The 19,698-nt window shown below is 61.6% G+C and carries 21 protein-coding genes and 1 tRNA gene; 15 read left to right on the forward strand and 7 right to left on the reverse strand.

The window, feature by feature from the left end; translation table 11 throughout:
- The first annotated feature begins 377 nt into the window (after positions 1-377).
- Both M8997_RS00005 and M8997_RS00010 read left to right on the forward strand, forming a co-directional pair.
- Positions 378-454 (forward strand) — tRNA-Met (locus tag M8997_RS00005).
- Positions 455-883: 429 nt separating this feature from the next.
- Positions 884-2,446, forward strand: coding sequence for an argininosuccinate lyase (locus M8997_RS00010; RefSeq protein WP_250020241.1), 1,563 nt, complete (start codon positions 884-886; stop codon positions 2,444-2,446).
- An 89-nt stretch (positions 2,447-2,535) separates the two neighbouring features.
- Here the strand turns inward: M8997_RS00010 and M8997_RS00015 are convergent, their stop codons facing one another.
- The 3 genes from M8997_RS00015 to M8997_RS00025 all read right to left on the reverse strand — a co-directional run bounded on the left by M8997_RS00015 (position 2,536) and on the right by M8997_RS00025 (position 5,490).
- Positions 2,536-3,513: a WD40 repeat domain-containing protein gene (locus tag M8997_RS00015; RefSeq protein ID WP_250020242.1), complete on the reverse strand. Its 978-nt coding sequence runs from the start codon at positions 3,511-3,513 to the stop codon at positions 2,536-2,538.
- Positions 3,513-4,637, reverse strand: a complete 1,125-nt coding sequence (locus M8997_RS00020; protein ID WP_250020243.1) for a GTP-binding protein — start codon at positions 4,635-4,637, stop codon at positions 3,513-3,515. The genes M8997_RS00015 and M8997_RS00020 overlap by 1 nt, the downstream gene beginning before the upstream one ends.
- 91 nt (positions 4,638-4,728) lie before the next feature.
- Positions 4,729-5,490, reverse strand: coding sequence for a creatininase family protein (locus M8997_RS00025; RefSeq protein ID WP_250020244.1), 762 nt, complete (start codon positions 5,488-5,490; stop codon positions 4,729-4,731).
- Positions 5,491-5,787: 297 nt separating this feature from the next.
- On the opposite strand from M8997_RS00025, the gene M8997_RS00030 reads away from it, so the two are divergent.
- Together M8997_RS00030 and M8997_RS00035 are read left to right on the forward strand one after the other, a co-directional pair.
- Positions 5,788-6,273, forward strand: coding sequence for a MarR family winged helix-turn-helix transcriptional regulator (locus M8997_RS00030; RefSeq protein ID WP_250020245.1), 486 nt, complete (start codon positions 5,788-5,790; stop codon positions 6,271-6,273).
- 170 nt (positions 6,274-6,443) lie between these two features.
- Positions 6,444-7,463: a LacI family DNA-binding transcriptional regulator gene (locus tag M8997_RS00035; protein WP_250020246.1), complete on the forward strand. Its 1,020-nt coding sequence runs from the start codon at positions 6,444-6,446 to the stop codon at positions 7,461-7,463.
- 3 nt (positions 7,464-7,466) lie between these two features.
- On the opposite strand, the gene M8997_RS00040 is transcribed toward M8997_RS00035, so the two are convergent.
- On the reverse strand, positions 7,467-8,237 hold the full coding sequence (locus M8997_RS00040; protein ID WP_250020247.1) for a gamma-glutamyl-gamma-aminobutyrate hydrolase family protein: 771 nt from the start codon (positions 8,235-8,237) through the stop codon (positions 7,467-7,469).
- 186 nt (positions 8,238-8,423) lie between these two features.
- Here M8997_RS00040 and M8997_RS00045 point away from each other — a divergent pair, with 186 nt between their 5' ends.
- A complete protein-coding gene (locus M8997_RS00045; RefSeq protein WP_250020248.1) occupies positions 8,424-9,530 on the forward strand; it encodes a TRAP transporter substrate-binding protein in 1,107 nt (368 codons plus the stop codon).
- A 142-nt stretch (positions 9,531-9,672) separates the two neighbouring features.
- Entirely contained in the window at positions 9,673-10,422 is a 750-nt protein-coding gene (locus tag M8997_RS00050; RefSeq protein WP_250020249.1) for an SDR family NAD(P)-dependent oxidoreductase, read from the forward strand.
- Here the strand turns inward: M8997_RS00050 and M8997_RS00055 are convergent.
- Positions 10,419-11,315 carry a branched-chain amino acid ABC transporter permease gene (locus M8997_RS00055; RefSeq protein ID WP_250020250.1) on the reverse strand — a complete coding sequence of 299 codons (897 nt, stop codon included), beginning with the start codon at positions 11,313-11,315 and terminating at the stop codon, positions 10,419-10,421. The genes M8997_RS00050 and M8997_RS00055 overlap by 4 nt on opposite strands.
- Before the next feature lie 66 nt (positions 11,316-11,381).
- Between M8997_RS00055 and M8997_RS00060 the strand changes: the two genes are divergently transcribed.
- The 7 genes from M8997_RS00060 (at position 11,382) to M8997_RS00090 (ending at position 16,374) form a co-directional block, all read left to right on the forward strand.
- Positions 11,382-11,984 (forward strand): CGNR zinc finger domain-containing protein, encoded by a 603-nt coding sequence (locus tag M8997_RS00060; protein WP_250020251.1) that lies wholly within the window; start codon positions 11,382-11,384, stop codon positions 11,982-11,984.
- Positions 11,968-12,477 carry a hypothetical protein gene (locus M8997_RS00065; protein ID WP_250020252.1) on the forward strand — a complete coding sequence of 170 codons (510 nt, stop codon included), beginning with the start codon at positions 11,968-11,970 and terminating at the stop codon, positions 12,475-12,477. The genes M8997_RS00060 and M8997_RS00065 overlap by 17 nt, the downstream gene beginning before the upstream one ends.
- Before the next feature lie 99 nt (positions 12,478-12,576).
- Positions 12,577-12,723: a DUF3096 domain-containing protein gene (locus tag M8997_RS00070; RefSeq protein ID WP_008124743.1), complete on the forward strand. Its 147-nt coding sequence runs from the start codon at positions 12,577-12,579 to the stop codon at positions 12,721-12,723.
- Between the two features lie 113 nt (positions 12,724-12,836).
- The gene (locus M8997_RS00075; RefSeq protein ID WP_250020253.1) at positions 12,837-13,058 is read left to right on the forward strand and encodes an aa3-type cytochrome c oxidase subunit IV; all 222 of its coding nucleotides are present in this window, start codon (positions 12,837-12,839) and stop codon (positions 13,056-13,058) included.
- A gap of 133 nt (positions 13,059-13,191) precedes the next feature.
- Positions 13,192-14,553: a Re/Si-specific NAD(P)(+) transhydrogenase subunit alpha gene (locus tag M8997_RS00080; RefSeq protein WP_250020254.1), complete on the forward strand. Its 1,362-nt coding sequence runs from the start codon at positions 13,192-13,194 to the stop codon at positions 14,551-14,553.
- Positions 14,553-14,963: an NAD(P) transhydrogenase subunit alpha gene (locus M8997_RS00085; protein ID WP_250020255.1), complete on the forward strand. Its 411-nt coding sequence runs from the start codon at positions 14,553-14,555 to the stop codon at positions 14,961-14,963. The genes M8997_RS00080 and M8997_RS00085 overlap by 1 nt, the downstream gene beginning before the upstream one ends.
- Before the next feature lie 10 nt (positions 14,964-14,973).
- On the forward strand, positions 14,974-16,374 hold the full coding sequence (locus tag M8997_RS00090; RefSeq protein WP_250020256.1) for an NAD(P)(+) transhydrogenase (Re/Si-specific) subunit beta: 1,401 nt from the start codon (positions 14,974-14,976) through the stop codon (positions 16,372-16,374).
- 78 nt (positions 16,375-16,452) lie between these two features.
- Here the strand turns inward: M8997_RS00090 and M8997_RS00095 are convergent, their stop codons facing one another.
- Both M8997_RS00095 and rpsU read right to left on the reverse strand, forming a co-directional pair.
- Positions 16,453-17,316, reverse strand: a complete 864-nt coding sequence (locus tag M8997_RS00095) for a tetratricopeptide repeat protein (RefSeq protein WP_250020274.1) — start codon at positions 17,314-17,316, stop codon at positions 16,453-16,455.
- A gap of 135 nt (positions 17,317-17,451) precedes the next feature.
- Entirely contained in the window at positions 17,452-17,703 is a 252-nt protein-coding gene (gene rpsU, locus M8997_RS00100; RefSeq protein WP_099997993.1) for a 30S ribosomal protein S21, read from the reverse strand.
- A gap of 367 nt (positions 17,704-18,070) precedes the next feature.
- On the opposite strand from rpsU, the gene M8997_RS00105 reads away from it, so the two are divergent.
- Positions 18,071-19,324: a sarcosine oxidase subunit beta gene (locus M8997_RS00105; protein WP_250020257.1), complete on the forward strand. Its 1,254-nt coding sequence runs from the start codon at positions 18,071-18,073 to the stop codon at positions 19,322-19,324.
- A 20-nt stretch (positions 19,325-19,344) separates the two neighbouring features.
- The gene (locus M8997_RS00110; protein ID WP_250020258.1) at positions 19,345-19,698 is read left to right on the forward strand and encodes a sarcosine oxidase subunit delta; all 354 of its coding nucleotides are present in this window, start codon (positions 19,345-19,347) and stop codon (positions 19,696-19,698) included.

Raw genomic sequence — 19,698 nt, forward strand, 5'->3', positions numbered from 1 at the left:
GCCCCAGCGCCAATGGTACTTCGTCTCAAGACGCGGGAGAGTAGGTCGCTGCCAGGTCTGCAAAACGCAACAGGAAACAACTCTTCAATCAATACCGGCCGCGCAAGCGGCCGTTGCCGTTTAAAAAACAACACGCCAAAAAACGTGACGCGGCACAGAAAACATCGATGTCAAAGGGCGTGCAGCGCCCCGCCCGACGAAGCCACAAGCTTCGAGCACGGGCAAACCCGGAAATCCGGGCTGCCAGCGGCATTCGCCGCAAATCTTGGTGACGCGGGGTGGAGCAGCCCCCGCCCGGTCGCAGAAGCCAAGGGCTTCGAGCACGGGCAAACCCGGAAATCCGGGCTGCCAGCGGCATTCGCCGCAAATCTTGGTGACGCGGGGTGGAGCAGCCCGGTAGCTCGTCAGGCTCATAACCTGAAGGTCACAGGTTCAAATCCTGTCCCCGCAACCAAACCAGACAAGCCAGCAGGCATCAAGCCAGACAAAGCCCCGCAAGGGGCTTTTTGCGTTTCCGGGCCTCCGAAACCGTGTCCTGTCCCATCAGCGCTTCGAGCGCGGCCGTCTCGCCCATGAAGCCGGCGGGCTTCTGGCGCAAGCGCCCGGAACAAACCCCGAAACCAGCTTCTCATCCCCAACTCCACACTCCGCCAGCTCCAGACAAGAAGCAGGCCAAATCCCTTTTTGTTGCATCAGCATAGTGCGTGCTTCGACAAGCTCAGCATGAGGGAGGTGGGGGCTCAGCATGAGGGAGGTGGAGTGCGGCATATTGCATAACCGATGATCTCGGAACCCTACCGATCGCGACCGTTCGTCGGGATTGGACAGATCCGCCAGCGCATGACAAAACTTCTGCAGAGGCCAAATCGCAGGAGGATCATTCATGACGGAGCAAATGGCGGCCAGGACAGGCGAGGGCAGGGCTATCAAGACGAACAGCACGAACAGGACCTTGAGAGCGGCGGTCTGCGCCCTTGTCGCCGGTCTGGCCGGCTCGATATCCATCGCGATGGCGGAACCTTCGTCCAAGCGCGACGAATTCTTCTGGCTCGCCGAGATCAACAAGGCCACCACGGTCATCAACAGCGATGAGGGGCTTCTCGACAAGGCAATGACACCCGCCATTGCCAAGGCACTCGGCAAGGTCATCGAAGCTGCCGACAAGCCGGGCGCGAAACGGCCGAGCACTGTCATCACCTTCGAGCCGCTGCTCATCGAGGCCGGCGGGATCGATGTGACATTGCTGCATGCCGGGCGATCGAGCCAGGACATGCACGCCACCTACCGCGCGGCGATATTGCGCGAAAAGCTGCTGCAGCTCGGCGACCAGCTCAACAAGACGTCGACGACTTTGGTCGAGCTTGCAGCCAGGCACGTCGACACGATCGTCCCCAACTATACCAATGGCGTCGCCGCCCAGCCCAACAGCTATGGCCATTATCTGCTGGGCCATGCGGCCGGCTTCGATCGGGACGCCCAGCGGATCAGGGAGGCCTATGCCCGCATCGATCGCTCGGCGATGGGAACGACGGTCCTCAACGGTTCGAGCTGGCCGCTGAACCGGCGCCGCATGGCGGATTATCTCGGTTTCGGCCAGATCGTCGAGAATGCCTATGATGCGTCGCAGATATCTTCGGCGGACGAACCGGTCGAAGTCGCAGCAATCGTGACCAGCATCGGGTTGCATATCGGCAATTATGTCGAAGACGTCATGACCCAATATGCGCAGTCGCGGCCGTGGATCCTGCTGCAGGAGGGCGGCGCCAATACCTATGTGTCGAGCGCCATGCCACAGAAGCGCAATCCCGGCATTCTCAATTCCACGCGCAGCGATGCCTCCACGGCGGTGACATTGGCCATGGGACCGGTGATCCAGGCCCACAATATCACCCCCGGCATGAGCGACCCGAAGGATGTGGATCAGAATTCGGAGATGATCGACGCCGCCATCAAGGCGCTGACGCGGCTCGACGATGTCTACCAGGCATTGGTCATCGATCCGCAACGGGCGCTCGAGGAGCTCAACAGCGATTGGACCGCATCGCAGGAACTGGCGGACATATTGATGCGCAAGCACAAGCTGCCATTCAGGGAAGGCCATCATTTCGCTTCGGAGGTGGTCAGCCATGCGCGGCAGCACGGGATCAGACCACTGGATTTTCCCTATGAAGAGGCGAAGAAGATCTATGCGCAGGCGGTCAAGGACACCGCGGCCGCCAAGGAACTTCCAATGACCGAGGCGGAGTTCCGCGCCGCGCTCGATCCTGTCGCCATCATTCGCAACAGGGCAACCGAAGGCGGTCCCCAGCCGCAAGAGATGGAGAAGATGATTGCTTCCTCGCGATCGCGGCTGGCGGCGCAGGGCAAGTGGATCGAGGAAAAGCGCCAGCATGTCGACACGGCGCTGCAAAAGCTGGACCAGGATTTCGCGCGATTGCTGAACTAGCAATTGCGTAGCTGGAACATTCACCCCGGCAACCGGCGCGATGCGTTGTTTCGCGCCGGAATGCCAGGCTGGCGGTTGGCAGGGAGAGACTAGGCGGCGGTTATGTCGACCACGCCGCAATCGCCCGGCTCGGTGCCGAAGACGAGGCGGTGGCCGATATCGTCCCAGCCCATGGCCGAGATCGCGCCCTTGCCGGGCCGCCGCAGCACGACTTCCTTCTGGTCGCCGAAACGGCCGACGAGGATCATGCCATCGGAATAGCCGATCGCGACGATTTCCTCGACAGGATGGCAGGCAACGGCAGTCACCATACTATCGCCGCGCGTGCCGAGCTCCAGCGGCGCCTTGCCCATCGGTCCGTCCTTGCCGGCGAACGGCCAGATGATCGCCGCAGGCGCGCCGGAGGTCGCGAGCCATTTGCCCTTGACGCTCCACGACCAGCTTTTCACCTTGGCAGGATAGCCCGTCATGCGCATGTGCCGGTTATCCTCGAGCCGCCAGCCATGCAGGGCATTTTCCTGCATCGAAGTCACGAGAAAGCGGTTGTCGGGTGAATAAATGACGCCGATATGGGCGCCCTTCCATTCCAGTTCGGTCGGCGGGCTTGCCGTAGCCGGCCAGTGCAGCGTCACGCCATTATAGCGCGCCACCGCGAGCCGCAGGCCCTTCGGCGCAAAGCCTATGCCTTCGACGCTGCGTTCATGCGCGATTTCCTTCGTGGTGCCATCGGGCAGGCGCGTCCAGACGAAACGCCCGGAGCCATAGGCTATGGCGCCGTTCGGCGCGGCAGCGAGGGAGGTGATCCATTTGCGCGGCTGGCTGGCGAGTTCCTGCACGGTCCCGTTCAATCCCGTCGAACAGACACGGCCGTCTTCGCCGGCGGTCAGCAGCGCCTTGCCGTCGGCCGTGGGGATGGCGCAAAGCAGCCCGTCATGAGCCTCGACGGTCTTGTGTCCATTGTCGAGCCGATGGACGGAGCCATCGGCGAGCGCGAAAAACGGGACGTTCTGTACGAAACGGGCATCTATGCAGTGCCCGTTCAAATCAAGCGGTGCGATTGTCGGCATCAGGCAAGGCAGCCCTCTAGTCCGGCTTTCAACGCCGCCTCGTCGAGATTGCGCCCGATGAAGACGAGGCGGCTGTCATGCTTCTCGCCCGGCTTCCAGGCGCGCTGATGGTCGCCCTCGATGATCATGTGAACACCCTGGATGACGTAGCGGTCGGGGTCGTTGCTGAATGCGAGAATGCCTTTCAGCCGCAGGATGTCCGGTCCCTGTTCCTGGGTGATCTTCTGTATCCAGGGGAAGAACTTGTCGGCGTTCAGTTCACCGCTGCGCAGCGATACCGAGCGGACAGTGACGTCATGGATCGGCGAGGCTTCGCCATGGTGATGGTGGTCATGATCATGATCATGGCCATGATGGTCGTGATGATGATGTCCGTCATGGTGGTGGTGATCATGGTCGTGATCGCAATCGGGACCGCAAACATGGTCGGGATGATCATGATCCAGGAAATGCGGGTCGCTCTCGAGCGCGCGCGACAGGTCGAACGCACCCCGATCCAGCACCTTGGCCAGATCGATGCCGGCGCGTTCCGTCCGGTGGATGACGGCATGCGGGTTGATGGCGCGCACGGTTGCCTCGACGGCGGCGAGTTCCTTTGCGTCGACGAGATCGGTCTTGTTGAGGAGGACGACATCGGCAAAGGCGATCTGGTCCTCCGCTTCGCGGCTGTCCTTCAGGCGGAGCGGCAGATGCTTGGCGTCGACAAGCGCGATCACGGCATCGAGCGCAGTCTTCTTGCGCACATCGTCGTCCATGAAGAAGGTCTGGGCCACGGGAACAGGGTCCGCAAGGCCGGTCGTTTCGACGATGATCGCGTCGAAGCGTCCCGGCCGGCGCATCAGGCCCTCGACGACGCGAATGAGATCGCCGCGAACGGTGCAGCAGATGCAGCCATTGTTCATCTCGTAGATTTCTTCGTCGGATTCGACGATCAGGTCATTGTCGATGCCGATCTCGCCGAACTCATTGACGATCACGGCGTAGCGCTTGCCATGATCCTCGCTCAGGATGCGGTTGAGCAGGGTGGTCTTGCCGGAGCCGAGATAGCCCGTCAGGACAGTGACCGGAATCTGCGATGTCTGCGCCTCGTTCGGTGACGCTGAAACGGTTTGAGCTTCACTCATCGTGTGCCTCTTTTCTTGATCAGACACAGGATATAGGTGATCGGGCCGGGTTTTGCCACACGTCCTTCGTGCAATAATTCTATGGAAAACATCAATCCTGCTGAAGTGGGGCGCGGCGCAGCGATGCCACGTCGAACGCCGCCACGTCCCCCAGCAGTTCGACCGTCGCCGCCAGGCAATGTTCGATGATCGCCTCGCCGGCCGCGGCACTGGCGAGATCGGCCCGTCCTGCCACACCCTGCGCATTGAGGTCCGTCATCTTCCAGCCAAATGCGTGCGGGCCATAGGCGCGCAGATGCTTGAACTTGCGGGCGAAAAGCGCCTGCCGGGAAGGGAAGTTCGCCGCCGCCGGAACATTCACCAGGTCCGGATGCAAAGCCAGCATCACCGAGGTTTCGATGAAGCCGCCATGGATGTCGAGCGCCTTCTCCTCAGGCGAAATCAGGCCCGCCGGCAGGCCGAACCGTGTCCAGCTCGTTGCGACGGCCAGCATGTCGAAACGGACGCGCAGTTCGGTCGCGACGATGGTCATCAAAGGCGAATTGCCGCCATGGGCATTGAACATGACGAATTTGGCGATGCCGCGCCTGGCCAGGCTTTCGCCGATGCCGATCCAGCGATTGACGGCCTCGTCGAACGAGAGGCTGCGCGTTCCTTCGATGTCCATATGCTCGACGGAGTAGCCGACGGTCTCGGTGGGGAGAAATTCCACGTCGAGTTCGCGCGGCAGCAGGGGTTTCAGCCTCTCGACAAGGCCGGAGGCGATAAGCGCGTCCGTTTCGAACGGAAGATGCGGGCCATGCTGCTCATGGGCGCCAAGCGGCAGGATCGCTATTCTATTGTTGGAAGCCATCCCGCGGTTCTAGCTCAAAACAGCGGCATTTTCACCATGGGAAATGAAAATAGGGCGCGCTGCTTAATCGCCTAGAAATTCGTCGGCAAATTTCATCTGATTGTCACACAAGCATAGTAACGCCATTCCAGCCTTGCAAATTCGGTGCTTCACGGCACTGCCCGACATGCGCCAATGGCGAGCCGACACGCGCCATTGGCGGAATGATTTGTAGAAGATTCACCTGGTTAATAAGTTAGACTAGTCCTGTCGTAGCCAACTCATCGTCATTGTAGTCCGTAAGGAGCAAGAGTTCGAATGGTCAAGGATCGCAAACCGTTAATTCTCCATCGCCTCCAGGCGACAGCGCGACTCACCCGGACAGCGCTCGCCATTCGGCTGCTCGGCCACGGGCTTTATGCCGGGCAGGATGCTGTGATGCTGCAGCTCGCCCATGAGGACGGGCTGTCTCCGAGCGTCCTTGCCAAGCGGCTGGGCGTGCGCCCGCCGACGATCACCAAGACGATTTCGCGGCTGCAGGCGCAGGGCTTCGTCAAGAAGGAAGGTTCGGCTACCGACCAGCGCCAGGCCCATATCTTCCTGACCGTCGCCGGCAACGAGGCGATAAAATCCATCGAGAAGTCGATCCGCAAGACGGAGAAGGACGCGATGAAGGGCTTCGACAAGAAGGATCGCAAGACGCTGGTGAAAATGTTGTCGCGCCTCGAAATGAACCTTTCGGCGGCGGACCTGCTGCGCCAGACCGGCTCCGAGGATGTGGACGACGATTCCGAAGATGAATGAAGGCGGCGCAGGATGTCCCGGCGGCCGATGGAGCATATCCGGCGCATCGGAAAGACGGTGGCAAAGTCCTGTTGCTTCGCAGATGAAAGAACTTTGATTTATCCGGCAGCAATGGCATAACGCGAGACGAATGTTCTGTTCGGCGAACAGAATCGCGGGAGGCCTTTCTTTTGGCGCAAAAAATTAAACTATCGACAATTGCCGACGCGCTGAAAGTGTCTACTGCCACGGTATCCCTGGCTTTGCGCGACAGTCCCTTGGTGGCGGACCAGACAAGGGAGAAAATCAAGGAACATGCACGGGCGATCGGTTATATCTACAATCGCCGCGCGGCAAGCCTGAGGACTTCGCGGTCCGGTATTGTCGGCGTCGTCGTGCACGACATCATGAACCCCTTCTTTGCGGAGATCCTGCGCGCCATCGAGGGCGAGCTGGACCGTTCCGGCCAGACCTTCATCCTGTCCAACCATTATGATCAGGTCGAGAAGCAGCGCACCTTCATCGAGACGCTGCTGCAGCTCGGCGGCGATGGCGTCATCATGTCGCCGGCAATCGGCACGCCGGCCGAAGACATCCGCATGGCGGAGGACAATGGCCTGCCGGTCGTGCTCATCGCCCGTACGGTCCAGGATGCCAATGTGCCGGTGTTTCGCGGCGACGACGCCTATGGGATCGGCCTTGCCACCAATCACCTCATCTCGCTCGGCCATACGCGCATCGCCATGGTCGGCGGCACCGACCAGACATCGACCGGGCGCGACCGTTACGAGGGCTATCTCCAGGCGATGCAGAAGGCCGGGCTCGAGGCCAAGCCCGAATGGCGTATCCCCGGGCCAAGGACGAAGCAGGCAGGTTTTGACGCGGCGCCGCAGTTCCTGGCGCTGAAGGACCATCCGACGGCGGCGGTGTGCTGGAACGATCTTTGCGCCATCGGCATGATGAACGGCATCGCCCGCGCCGGGCTGGTGGCCGGCGTCGATATTTCCGTGACCGGATATGACGATCTGGAGGAGGCGGCCATTGCGACGCCCGCCCTGACGACGGTGTGGAACGGCCAGCGGGAGGTGGGGCAGCGCGCGGCGCGGGCCTTGCTCGATCAGCTCAATGGCGCCGACACGCATGCGCGGCAGGAACTGATCAAGCCGGAACTGCGCATCCGGCAATCCACTTCGAAACCACGGGAACGGTAGGCTCTATTCGGCTGCCTGAAGCCCGGACCGGCGCGCCTTGTGCGTCCGTACCGCTTCGCCGAAGGCCTGGAACACCTTGCGCGAGGCGCTGTCGGTCTTGACCCAATATTCCGGATGCCACTGCACGCCCACGGCGAATGCAGCGGCATTCTTCACGGATACCGCTTCGATGGTGCCATCTTCGGCGGTTGCCTCGATTTCCAATTGTGCGGCCGGCCGGTCGATCGCCTGGCGATGGACCGAATTCACCTTGATCGTGCCTTCGCGCATGATGTCGGCCAGGCACGAGCCGGGCTTGATCCGCACCGGGTGGCGTATGGCGAAGCGCTCGGCCTGATCTTCCGATTGCGGCGCGCGATGGTCCATGCGGCCGTCCAGCTCCTGGATCTCCGTCGCCAGCGTGCCGCCGAGTGCAACGTTCAATTCCTGGATGCCGCGGCAGATGGCGAGAAGCGGGACGCCGCGCTCGATGGCGCGGCGGATCAGCGGCAGCGAGGTAGCGTCGCGGGCGGGATCGAAGGGTTCATGGGCTTCGCTCGGCTGGACACCGTAGAGCGACGGATGGACGTTCGACTTCGAGCCGGTCACCAATACGCCGTCGACGCCGTCGAGAACGGCATCGACATCAAGGCTGGCGCCGAAGGAAGGAACGATCAGCGGGATGACGCCTGCCGCATCGAAGGCGGCCATGAGATACTGGTCCGGGGCAGCATGCCATGTGTAATTCTCGAAACTGCGGACATCGGATGTGATGGCGACGAGGGGCTGCCGCATTGCATGTACTCCAACCAGGATTTCCACCAATGTAATGCGACTCGGGCCGAATTCCAATGGCATGGCCGCTCGTGATGCTGGACTAGCCGCGACGAGTGTGTAAGGTGCGCGAGAATCGGAGAACGAGGCGGAACGCCCGTCGATCGGGGCCGAGAATTGGTGGTGTACCCCATGGGAGGAGAATAGATGGATCGTCGTTCCTTTATCACGAAAGCAGGTTTTGCCGGCGCCGGCGCTGTTGCGGCTTCCGGTCTGGCGGCGCCAGCGATCGCACAATCCCTGCCAAAGATCACCTGGCGCTGCGCCTCGTCATTTCCGAAGACGCTGGCGATCCTTTTCGGCGCAGGCGAAGCATTCGCCAAGCGGCTGAGCGAAGCAACGGACGGCAATTTCACCATCCAGCCCTTTGCCGCCGGCGAAATCGTCCCGGCGCTGCAGGTGGCCGACGCAACGGCGGCCGGCACGGTCGAGATGTGCCATTCGGTCGCCTATTATTACTGGGGCAAGGACCCGACCTGGGCGCTGGGCGCCGCGGTTCCGTTCGCGCTGAATGCGCGCGGCATGAATGCCTGGCACTATCATGGTGGCGGCATCGACCTGATGAACGAGTTCTTCAACAAGCAGGGGTTGCAGGTCTATCCGGGCGGCAATACCGGCGTGCAGATGGGCGGCTGGTTCCGCAAGGAGATCAACACGCTCGACGATCTCAAGGGGTTGAAGATGCGCGTCGGCGGCTTTGCCGGCCGTATCCTCGAGACGCTGGGCGTCGTGCCGCAGCAGCTTGCGGGCGGCGACGTCTATCCCGCCCTGGAGAAAGGCACGATCGATGCCGCGGAATTCGTCGGTCCGGCCGATGATGAGAAGCTCGGCCTGCAGAAGGTGGCGCCCTATTACTACTATCCCGGCTGGTGGGAAGGCGGTCCGACCGTCAGTTTCATGGTCAACAAGGAAAAGTGGGATTCGCTGCCGCCCATCTACCAGTCGCTGTTCCGCACCGTGGCGCAGTCGGTCGATGCCAACATGCTGCAGCAATATGATTATCTCAATCCAAGCGCGATCAAGCGGCTCGTCGCCGGCGGTGCGCAATTGCGGCCGTTCAGCCCCGAAATCCTCAGCGCCTGCTTCACCACGGCCAATGATATCTATGCGGAACTCGAAGCCAATAACGAGCCGTTCAAGAAGATCTGGCAGTCGATCAAGGCATTCCGCAACGAGCATTTCCTTTATGCGCAGATAGCGGAATATACTTTCGATACGTTCATGATGGTGCAGCAGCGCAACGGCAAGCTCTGAGCCCTGTGGCCGGCGCGTCTCGATGCAGGCGCGGCGGCCATGCCCTCGATCAAGCTACTTGCGGCCAGCTACTTGCGGTTGTCTTATGCCGATGAGCAGGTTAACAGGATCGGATGAACGTGCGGCTCATCGGTGATGGTCAATGACAGTTGATGGATGTCTTTCCGTCGCGGGGAAAACCATCGTGGTTACCGGCGGCTCCTCCGGGCTCGGCCTGCAGATGGCGCAGGTATTGGCCGCCAATGGCGCCAATGTCGTTTCCATATCGCGCACGCCCGCGCCGGACAATGCCCGGCACCCGAACATATTGAACATCATTGCCGACGTCACGATAACCGACGACATAGCCCGCGCCTTCGATGAAGCCGAGCGCTCGTTCGGTCTCGTGACGGTGGTTTTCAACAATGCCGGCATTGCGTCCATCGAACGGGCGCTGACGACGACGCATGAGCAGCTGCGGCAGATTTTCGAGGTCAATGTCGAAGGCGCATTCTTCGTCGCGCAGGAAGCCGCGAGACGCATGATCGCGCAGAAGCGCGGCGGTTCTATCATCAACCTGTCCAGCATATTGGCCGATGCGCCGATCAAGGGCTCGTCAGCCTATGCCATGTCCAAGGCGGCGGTGACGCAGATGACGCGCTCCCTTGCGCTCGAATGGGCGCCATACGGCATCCGGGTCAATGCCATTGCGCCCGGCTGGTTTCCGACACGGTTGAACGAAACGATCATGGATGGACCCGCCAAGGGCTTCTTCCAGGGACGCAATCCGATGCGCCGGCTGGGTTCGCCCGACGATATCGACGGCACGGTGCTTCTGCTGGCCTCGGATGCCAGCAGCTATGTCACCGGCACCGTCATCACCATCGATGGCGGCCACAGCCTGCAGGGCTAGACGCGTTCATCGTGCGGAAACGTCCGCACGGCCAGGACGAACACCAGCAGCGAGAAAATGGCGGCATCCTTCCACAGGACAGGGAAATAGCCGCCCCATAGCGACTCCGCCATGCCGACCGCCGCAGCGCCCAAGGCGGCAAGCAGCGGCTGCGAAAAGCTGCCGGCGGCGGTGATGAAGAGGATCTTCAGGCCGAACACCATCCCGGTCGTGAAGCTGATATTGCCGTAGTAGAGCGCCGCCAGAAAGCCGGTCAGCGCACAGATCGCATAGGCGGCGAATACCGCGAGCATGCGCACCCGGCGCGGGTCGATCCCGCAGAGGGCGGCGGCGGCCGGTTCGTCGCTGACGGCGCGCCAGGTCCTGCCTGCCGCCGTCAGGCGCATGACGAACTCGCCGGCGGAGATGATGGCGATGGCAGCCGCGACATTGACGATCTGCATCCGTGTAAGGCTGACATCGAGCGCGCCGGCCATGCGCACCGGCTGTGCCAGCATGGGCGGCAGCCAATAATCGCGGGTATTGGCGGCGATCCGCGACAATTCCATCAGGAAGATGCTCAAGCCCAGCGTCGCGACGAGCACCGTGTTGCGGCTTCCCGCATCTTGCAGCGGCTCATAGATGTATTTCGTTATGAGACAGGCGCCGAGCCCGACATAGATCACGGCGACCATCAGGCCGAAGCCCATGGCCGCCGGCAATGTCATCCACAGGGCGGTCCAGCCGAATGCCGTGCCGAGAATGAAGGTCTGGCCGGAAAAGGCGAAAACCGAGCCGAGGGACAGGTCGGTCCGGTGCGTCAGGCCATGGATGAGGACATAGCCATAGGCCAGCAACGCATAGAGCGAGGCGTTATGAATGCCATTCAGGAGAAGTTGCAGAAAATAGCCCATTCGGTCTGTTCCAGCCTGAGCGCTATTCTAACTTGCAAAACGCTTTTTACCAGTTAGAATTTAGCCATGACATTTGCGTGGACGGAACATCGGTTCAGCGGCGGTGCGCTGGCGCTGGACCTCGTCAATACGGTGATCTACCGGCAGGCGCCGCAACGGGCGCTGGACCGTTTCGACGACCGCGTACAGATGGCGGCATTCGCCGCGGCGGCCTCGCGGTTTCGTGCGGAAGAACTGGGCGGCGCACGGCTGCGGGCGCCGGCGACGGAGGAACAGGCGAGCCGCCTGATCGATCTGCGCGAGGCGATCAACCGGCTGTTCCGCGATGCGGTGGCGGATGAGGCCTATGGCGCGGCGCATATGGCTAGCTTCCTGCGCCTTGCCGCCAATGGCGTTGAAGAACAGCCCGATGCGAGGCTGAGGCTTGCCGGCGGCGGCAATGGCGATTTGGGCGACCTGCCACTCAATGTCGCCGCCGTTCTTTCCGCCATGCGGCTTCTCGATCAGCGCTGGCAGTCGCGGATCAAGATTTGCCCGAATTGCCACTGGCTTTACCTTGATCAAAGCCGCAATCGCAGCCGCCGCTGGTGCGACATGGCGATCTGCGGCAACAGGGCCAAGGCGAAGCGCCATTACAGCCGCAGGAACGCCGATGAAACCGCGCTCTAGGCCGACAGGGGGGCTCCGCCATCCGGGCCTTTGGCTGGCCCTGCTGCTGGTCCTTTGTGCCTGCCGCGATGCCGGGCAGGCCGATTATCTGCAGGTGAGCGGAAAACTGTTCGTGTTCAATTACCGGATTGCAGAGGCGACTTACCTCCTGACGCTGAACAGGCTGCGGCCGCTGCCGGAGGAGACGCGCCTGAAGGCGACATTCGACAATCCGGCCGGCGGCGAGCCCCTCGTGGTCGAGCAAAGGATCTGGCCGACGATGGAGCGCATCACGGTGCAGAGCCCGCCGGTCAAATGTGTGAAGGCGCACAAGGAATATCATGTCGTGATCGAACTCGTGGACGCCGGCGGCGCGAAGCTGCAGACCATCGAGCGCATGATGGTCTCCGATACGGATCAGTCGCTGATGCCCGACAAGCCGCTCGTCGTCGGGCCACTCTATGATGCCAACCCCGACCGAACGCCGGACAAGCAGGATTGCCCCGCTTCATGATGCGATGATCTGGCGGCAAAGTCGCCTCCGGGCTTGCATTCGGTGGGGTTTTAGGCTCGTCTCCCTGTGGCCCATGGCAGGCACCAAGGAGAGATATCCATGATCACCCAAATCGCAATTGCCCCGCTTGTCGCGCTGATCGCCGGCATCCTGATCCTGATCGCGCCGCGCCTGCTCAATTATGTCGTGGCGCTCTATCTCATCATCATCGGCGTGCTGGGGCTGTTCCCGAATCTGCTGAACTGACGGGAAAAAGCCCGTTGGCCTCCGGCGAGGCGCAAGGGCGACTATCTGCGCATTGCGCTGGAACGCCGTTTTCGCTATTGCGAATGGGACGTCGATATTATGAGGATTTTGAGATGGCGGAACATCACGACACGGCTCCCGCAGAGCTTGGCGCACCCATGGACTACAAGGAGCATGAAAACACCTACAATCTGTTCCTGAACCTTTCGAAATGGGGCGTGATTACCTGCGTGGCATTGTTGATTGCCATGGCTTTCGGCTTCTTTGCCGGCGGTTTCTTCTCGGCGCTCGTGCTTTTCATCGTCATTTGCGTGGCCGCCTGGTTCTTTGTCTGAGGTACGGGCTTCGTACGCAGTTTCTGGCATTTGACCGGCGGTCGGACCCGCCGGCCGGCCGGGTGGGGTCGCGGATGTAATTTTGCGTGAGCGGCGGCAAGCCGTTCGGCGTGCAGCTTCAGGGGGGTAGAGCTTGGCTCAGACATTATTCATACCGAAAGAGACTGATGCCACCGAACCGCGTGTTGCGGGCTCGGCGGAGACGGTTCGCAAGCTTATAGGGCTTGGTTTTGCCGTCGTGGTGGAAAGCGGCGCCGGCACGGCATCGCGCATCCCGGACAGCGAGTTCGTAGCGGCAGGCGCGACAATCGGCAAATCATCCGATGCAAAGGCCGCCGACATCATCCTGAAAGTGCGGCGGCCATCCTCCGCCGAATTGAAGTCCTACAAGCGTGGCGCCGTGATCGTCGCCATGCTCGATCCCTATGGCAATGATGCTGCCGTGAAGGAACTTGCCGATGCCGGCGTGACCGCCTTCACCATGGAATTCATGCCCCGCATCACCCGCGCGCAGGTCATGGACGTGCTTTCGAGCCAGGCCAATCTCGCCGGTTACCAGGCCGTCATCGACGCCGCGGAGGAATATGACCGCGCCATGCCGATGATGATGACTGCTGCGGGCACGGTGCCTGCCGCGAAAGTCTTCATCATGGGCGTCGGCGTCGCTGGTCTTCAGGCCATCGCCACGGCGCGCCGGCTCGGTGCCGTCGTGACCGCAACCGATGTGCGGCCGGCGGTGAAGGAACAGGTCGCTTCACTGGGGGCGAAGTTCCTGGCGGTGGAAGACGAAGAGTTCAAGGCCGCCGAAACGGCAGGCGGCTATGCCAAGGAAATGTCCAAGGAATACCAGGCGAAGCAGGCGGCCCTCGTTGCCGATCACATCGCCAAGCAGGACATCGTCATCACCACGGCGCTGATCCCCGGCCGGCCCGCGCCAAGGCTCGTGTCGCGCGAAATGTATTCCCGCATGCGGCCGGGTTCGGTGATCGTCGATCTGGCGGTCGAGCGTGGCGGCAATGTCGAGGGCGCCAAGGCTGGCGCGACCATCGAGGTCGACGGCGTGAAGATCGTCGGCCATCTGAACGTTGCCGGCAGGATCGCCGCCACCGCGTCGCAGCTCTATGCCAAGAACCTTGTCGCTTTCGTCGAAACGCTGGTCGACAAGGAAGCGAAGGCGCTCAAGATCGATTTCGAGGACGAACTGGTGAAGGCCACCGTCCTGACCCATGACGGCCGGGTCGTGCACCCGAATTTCGCCAGCGCGCAAGCGCCGGCTGCCGGGAAGCCGGCGGTAAAAGCCGCCGCCCGCGCAAAGAAACCATCCACGGCCGAGAAGGCTCCAATCACGAAAGCCCCGGTCACAAAGGCTTCGGCCGAGAAAGCTTCGGCCGAGAAAGCTCCGGTCAAGAAGGCTCCGGCGCGCAAGGCCGCTGCTCCGAAAAAGACTGCACAGGCTAAGACTACGCCGCCCGTCAAGACGGAAGGAGAGGCATGATGGCTGAGGATACATTGAATAAAGCGCTCGAGACGCTGAACCAGGCGACGGAAATGGTGCGCCAGGCAGCCGAGACCATGCCGGACGCAGCGGGCGCCGCGGCGCATGCCGTTACCGGTGGGGCGGTGGATCCGTTCGTGTTCCGCCTTGCCATCTTCGTGCTGTCGATCTTCGTCGGGTATTATGTGGTCTGGTCGGTTACGCCGGCGCTGCATACGCCGCTGATGGCCGTCACCAACGCCATCTCGTCGGTCATCGTCGTCGGCGCGCTGCTCGCGGTCGGCCTTTCGGCCAGCGGCGCGGCAACGGGCTTCGGTTTCATCGCGCTCGTCCTGGCGAGCGTCAACATCTTCGGCGGGTTCCTCGTGACCCATCGCATGCTCGCCATGTACAAGAAAAAAGAAAAGTGAGACCAGAAGCATGAGCGTTGATTTCGCAGCTTTTCTCTATCTCGTCTCCGGCGTGCTTTTCATTCTTGCATTGCGCGGGCTTTCGCACCCGACCACCAGCCGGCAGGGCAATTTCTACGGCATGATCGGCATGGGGATTTCGATCGTCACCACGCTTGCCCTGGCCGAACCAAGCTTCAAGGGCCTGGGGCTGATCATTCTCGGCCTCGCCATCGGCGGCGGTGTCGGCGCCTATATCGCCAAGCAGATCGCCATGACCGCCATGCCGCAGCTCGTCGCGGCGTTCCATTCGCTGGTCGGCTTTGCCGCCGTGATGGTGGCGGCTGCCGCGATCTATTCGCCGGATTCATTCGGTATCGGCGAAATAGGCAGCATTCACGGGCAGGCGCTGGTCGAAATGTCGATCGGCGTCGCCATCGGTGCCATCACGTTCACGGGGTCGATCATCGCGTTCCTGAAGCTCGATGGCCGCATGTCGGGCAAGCCGATCATGCTGCCCGGGCGCCATTTCATCAATGCGGCCCTGCTTCTGGCGATCGTCGTGCTGGTGATTGCGCTGGTGATGACCGAAAGCCACACGGTATTCTGGCTGATCGTCATCCTGTCGCTGGTCCTCGGCGGTCTCATCATCGTGCCGATCGGTGGCGCCGACATGCCGGTCGTCGTCTCCATGCTCAACTCCTATTCGGGTTGGGCGGCGGCGGGCATCGGCTTCACGCTGGGCAATCTTGCACTGATCATCACCGGCGCGCTGGTGGGATCCTCAGGCGCCATCCTGTCCTACATCATGTGCAAGGGCATGAACCGGTCGTTCGTCTCCGTCATCCTTGGCGGTTTTGGCGGCGAAACGGCCGGGGCTGCCAGCGGCGAGGTCGAGCAGCGGCCTGTCAAGCAGGGTTCTGCCGACGATGCGGCCTTCATCATGAAGAACGCATCGAAGGTGATCATCGTCCCGGGCTACGGCATGGCAGTCGCGCAGGCGCAGCATGCGCTGCGGGAAATGGCGGACAAGCTGAAGGCCGAGGGTGTCGAGATCAAATACGCCATCCATCCGGTCGCCGGCCGCATGCCGGGCCATATGAACGTGCTGCTGGCGGAAGCCAACGTGCCCTATGACGAGGTCTTCGAACTCGAGGACATCAATTCGGAGTTCGCGCAGGCGGATGTGGCCTTCGTCATCGGCGCCAATGACGTGACCAATCCGGCTGCAAAGACCGATCCGAAATCGCCGATCTTCGGCATGCCGATCCTCGATGTGGACAAGGCCGGCACGGTGCTCTTCATCAAGCGCGGCATGGGTTCCGGCTATGCCGGCGTCGAGAACGAGCTGTTCTTCCGCGACAATACGATGATGCTTTTCGCCGACGCCAAGAAGATGGTCGAGAACATCGTCAAGGCTCTCGACCACTGACCAAAAAAAGCCCGGCACTGCCGGGCTTTTTCATATCCATGGATTGGGTAGGGGGCTCGGCCTCGGCAAATGGCCGCGTCAGGCGCCGCCGCCGCGCGTACGGGCGAGGCCGTCCTTGGCCGGCTTGTAGTTCGGATCGAGCTGAACGGCCTTGGCGTAGGATTTGGCCGCGCGGGCCTTGTCGCCGCGACGCTCATAGATCAGCGCCTGGTTGGCCCAGCCCTCGGCGATATCGCCATCGAGCTTGATCGCCGTATTGAAATCGTCAAAGGCATTGTCGTCGTCGCCAAGCGCCGCATAGGATATGCCGCGGCCATTATAGGGCTCGGCGGCATCGGGCTGCAGCGATATGGCCGTCGAGAAATCCTCGATCGCTTCCTTGTGCTGATTGCGCGCCTGGTAGATCAGGCCACGATTATGGTAGGCGCGGGCGTCCGTGGTGTTGAGCTGGATCGCCTGCTGGAAATCGCTCAGCGCTTCGTTCAGCCGGCCGGCCTGGCGGTACAGATTGCCGCGGCCGATATAGGCGGTGTCATATTGCGGGTTGATCTGGATCGCCTTGGAATAATCGGCGGCCGCCTGGGCGGTGTTCCCCATGTTGCGGTAGACGAGGGCGCGGTTCGCATAGGCCTGGTAGAAATTCGGATTGATCTGCAGCGCCGTGTTGAAATCCTTTATCGCATCATTGTTGCGGCCGGCGCGGCCAAAGGCGGACCCGCGCACATTATAGGCTTCGGGATCCTTGGGATTGTTGCGGATGACGTCGTTCAGCGAACTGATGTTCTCGGCCGACCCTTGCGCCTTGTCGATGCCCACCATGCTGGAGGTGGGGGTGCTCTGACAGCCCGCGAGCGCCAGAAGGGCGACGGAAGACAAGGCGAAACCAGTGGTGCGTATCGATCCGACCAGCGATCGGGCGCGGCTGCTTGATGGCGTTTCCATAGTCTTTTTCATCTTCCCTGTTCCCGTCCAACAAAAAGCTTTGGGTACAAAACCGTTCCCATGTCAAACGAAAAAGGGCGGTGTGACGCAAGCCACTCCACCCTTGACCTCGGTCAAGCCGACGTAAACTACGACTTAGCGTGCCGCTGATGCGCGAACCGGAGCCTTGCGGGCCGGCATCGGCAGAAGGCCTTCGCGCTGTGCCTGCTTGCGGGCAAGCTTGCGGGCGCGGCTGATGGCTTCGGCCTTCTGGCGAGCGCGCTTGATCGAAGGCTTCTCGTAGTGGTCATGCATCTTCATTTCGCGGAACATGCCTTCGCGCTGCATCTTCTTCTTGAGAACGCGGAGAGCCTGATCAACATTATTTTCGCGTACGAGTACCTGCACGTTATTTCCTGTCTCTTAGAATTTCGTTGAGCCCGGTCACCTGAAATTAGGAACAAGAACCAGACTTCGCGATGGGTCCCCACCGCAAACTGGTGTCGGCATTAGCAGAAAGTCTGCGCCATGTCCACCGGAGTCATTCATGCGCGGCAGCTTTTCCTTCGCGGCGGCCCAGCCTCAATCGCGGCTTTCAAAGCCTGAGCGCCAATCTCCGTCGCAAAATGGCAAAAGACCACTGGCCGAATGCGATACTGATGCATAAAAGCGTGGTTCTTCGTTCGGCGTTCGAGGGCGATTGCCGGGCAGGATTTACGCAGTATTCTCCGCGAGGCCGGTGCTTTTTCGGGGATGATTTGCCAAGGATTGGATGATGCGGAAATATTCGGTATTTGCATTGGCACGCGAGGCGATGCGCGCTCACAAGGGCTGGGACCAGCAATGGACCTCGCCCGAACCGAAATCGGAATATGACGTCATCATCGTCGGGGCGGGCGGGCATGGCCTTGCCACGGCCTATTACCTTGCCAAGGAGCACGGCATTACCAATGTCGCCGTCCTCGAGAAGGGCTGGCTCGGCGGCGGCAATACCGGGCGCAACACCACGATCATCCGCTCGAACTATCTCTATGACGAATCCGCCGGGATCTACGAGCACGCGGTCAAATTGTGGGAAGGCCTGAGCCAGGACCTTAACTACAATGTCATGTATTCGGCGCGCGGCGTCATGATGCTCGCCCACAACATTCACGACGTGCAGGTGTTCAAGCGGCACATCCACGCGAACCGGCTCAACGGCATCGACAATGAGTGGCTCACGCCCGAGCAGGTCAAGGAATTCTGCCCGCCGATCAATATCTCGTCGGATGCGCGCTATCCCATCATCGGCGCGGCGCTCCAGCGTCGTGGCGGCACCGCGCGCCATGATGCGGTTGCCTGGGGCTATGCGCGCGCAGCGGCGGATCGCGGCGTCCACATCATCCAGAATTGCGAAGTGACGGGCATCCGCCGCGCGCCGAATGGCGCGGTGGTCGGTGTCGATACCAGTCGCGGCCCGATCAACGCCAAGAAGGTCGGTGTCGTCGCGGCGGGCCACACATCCGTCATCATGAACATGGCGGGCGTGCGCATGCCGCTGGAAAGCTATCCGCTGCAGGCGCTGGTTTCGGAGCCGGTCAAGCCGCTGATACCATGCGTCATCATGTCGAATACGGTCCACGCCTATATCTCGCAGTCCGACAAGGGCGAGATGGTGATCGGCGCCGGCACGGATCAATATACGTCCTATTCCCAGACCGGCGGGCTCCATATCATCAACCATACGCTGGATGCGATCTGCGAGATGTTCCCGGTGCTGACGCGCCTGAAAATGCTGCGTTCATGGGGCGGCATCGTCGATGTGACGCCGGATCGCTCGCCGATCCTCGCCAAGACGCCGGTGCCCGGCCTTTATGTCAATTGCGGCTGGGGCACTGGCGGTTTCAAGGCGACGCCGGGCTCCGGCAATGTCTTCGCCCATACGATCGCCCGCGACGAGCCGCACCGGATCAACGCGCCATTCACGATCGAACGCTTCACAACGGGCCGTCTGATCGACGAAGCCGCCGCCGCCGCCGTGGCGCACTGAATCTGGAACGAGGCCAACACATGCTTCTCATCAAATGCCCCTATTGCGAAGAAGAGCGTCCGGAACTCGAATTCCGCCACGCCGGCGAGGCGCATCTCGTGCGCGAGGGCAAGATCATCGACCAGTCGGACGAGGATTTCGCTGCCTTTCTCTATCTGCGGCAGAACCCGAAGGGCCTTGTCTATGAGCGCTGGCGGCATATTCACGGCTGCGGCCGGTTCTTCAATGCCATACGCGACACGGTTTCCGACAAGTTCCTGACCGTCTACAAGGCCGGCGAGCCGCGCCCCGACTTGACGGCGATCAAGGCGGAGGGCGCCGCCGCTCCCACCACCAGAAAACGCCGCTCCCGCACCACCAAATCGGAGCTCTGA

This window comes from Phyllobacterium sp. 21LDTY02-6 (assembly GCF_023554255.2).
Lineage (GTDB): Bacteria > Pseudomonadota > Alphaproteobacteria > Rhizobiales > Rhizobiaceae > Phyllobacterium.

What these genes read in the sequence shown, in the direction of transcription:
- M8997_RS00010 (WP_250020241.1), top strand. Translation starts at nt 884, where the DNA reads ATGACGGAGCAAATGGCGGCCAGGACAGGCGAGGGCAGGGCTATCAAG.
- M8997_RS00015 (WP_250020242.1), bottom strand. Translation starts at nt 3,513, where the DNA reads ATGCCGACAATCGCACCGCTTGATTTGAACGGGCACTGCATAGATGCC.
- M8997_RS00020 (WP_250020243.1), bottom strand. Translation starts at nt 4,637, where the DNA reads ATGAGTGAAGCTCAAACCGTTTCAGCGTCACCGAACGAGGCGCAGACA.
- M8997_RS00025 (WP_250020244.1), bottom strand. Translation starts at nt 5,490, where the DNA reads ATGGCTTCCAACAATAGAATAGCGATCCTGCCGCTTGGCGCCCATGAG.
- M8997_RS00030 (WP_250020245.1), top strand. Translation starts at nt 5,788, where the DNA reads ATGGTCAAGGATCGCAAACCGTTAATTCTCCATCGCCTCCAGGCGACA.
- M8997_RS00040 (WP_250020247.1), bottom strand. Translation starts at nt 8,237, where the DNA reads ATGCGGCAGCCCCTCGTCGCCATCACATCCGATGTCCGCAGTTTCGAG.
- M8997_RS00045 (WP_250020248.1), top strand. Translation starts at nt 8,424, where the DNA reads ATGGATCGTCGTTCCTTTATCACGAAAGCAGGTTTTGCCGGCGCCGGC.
- M8997_RS00050 (WP_250020249.1), top strand. Translation starts at nt 9,673, where the DNA reads ATGACAGTTGATGGATGTCTTTCCGTCGCGGGGAAAACCATCGTGGTT.
- M8997_RS00055 (WP_250020250.1), bottom strand. Translation starts at nt 11,315, where the DNA reads ATGGGCTATTTTCTGCAACTTCTCCTGAATGGCATTCATAACGCCTCG.
- M8997_RS00060 (WP_250020251.1), top strand. Translation starts at nt 11,382, where the DNA reads ATGACATTTGCGTGGACGGAACATCGGTTCAGCGGCGGTGCGCTGGCG.
- M8997_RS00065 (WP_250020252.1), top strand. Translation starts at nt 11,968, where the DNA reads ATGAAACCGCGCTCTAGGCCGACAGGGGGGCTCCGCCATCCGGGCCTT.
- M8997_RS00070 (WP_008124743.1), top strand. Translation starts at nt 12,577, where the DNA reads ATGATCACCCAAATCGCAATTGCCCCGCTTGTCGCGCTGATCGCCGGC.
- M8997_RS00075 (WP_250020253.1), top strand. Translation starts at nt 12,837, where the DNA reads ATGGCGGAACATCACGACACGGCTCCCGCAGAGCTTGGCGCACCCATG.
- M8997_RS00085 (WP_250020255.1), top strand. Translation starts at nt 14,553, where the DNA reads ATGGCTGAGGATACATTGAATAAAGCGCTCGAGACGCTGAACCAGGCG.
- M8997_RS00090 (WP_250020256.1), top strand. Translation starts at nt 14,974, where the DNA reads ATGAGCGTTGATTTCGCAGCTTTTCTCTATCTCGTCTCCGGCGTGCTT.
- M8997_RS00095 (WP_250020274.1), bottom strand. Translation starts at nt 17,316, where the DNA reads ATGGAAACGCCATCAAGCAGCCGCGCCCGATCGCTGGTCGGATCGATA.
- M8997_RS00105 (WP_250020257.1), top strand. Translation starts at nt 18,071, where the DNA reads ATGCGGAAATATTCGGTATTTGCATTGGCACGCGAGGCGATGCGCGCT.
- M8997_RS00110 (WP_250020258.1), top strand. Translation starts at nt 19,345, where the DNA reads ATGCTTCTCATCAAATGCCCCTATTGCGAAGAAGAGCGTCCGGAACTC.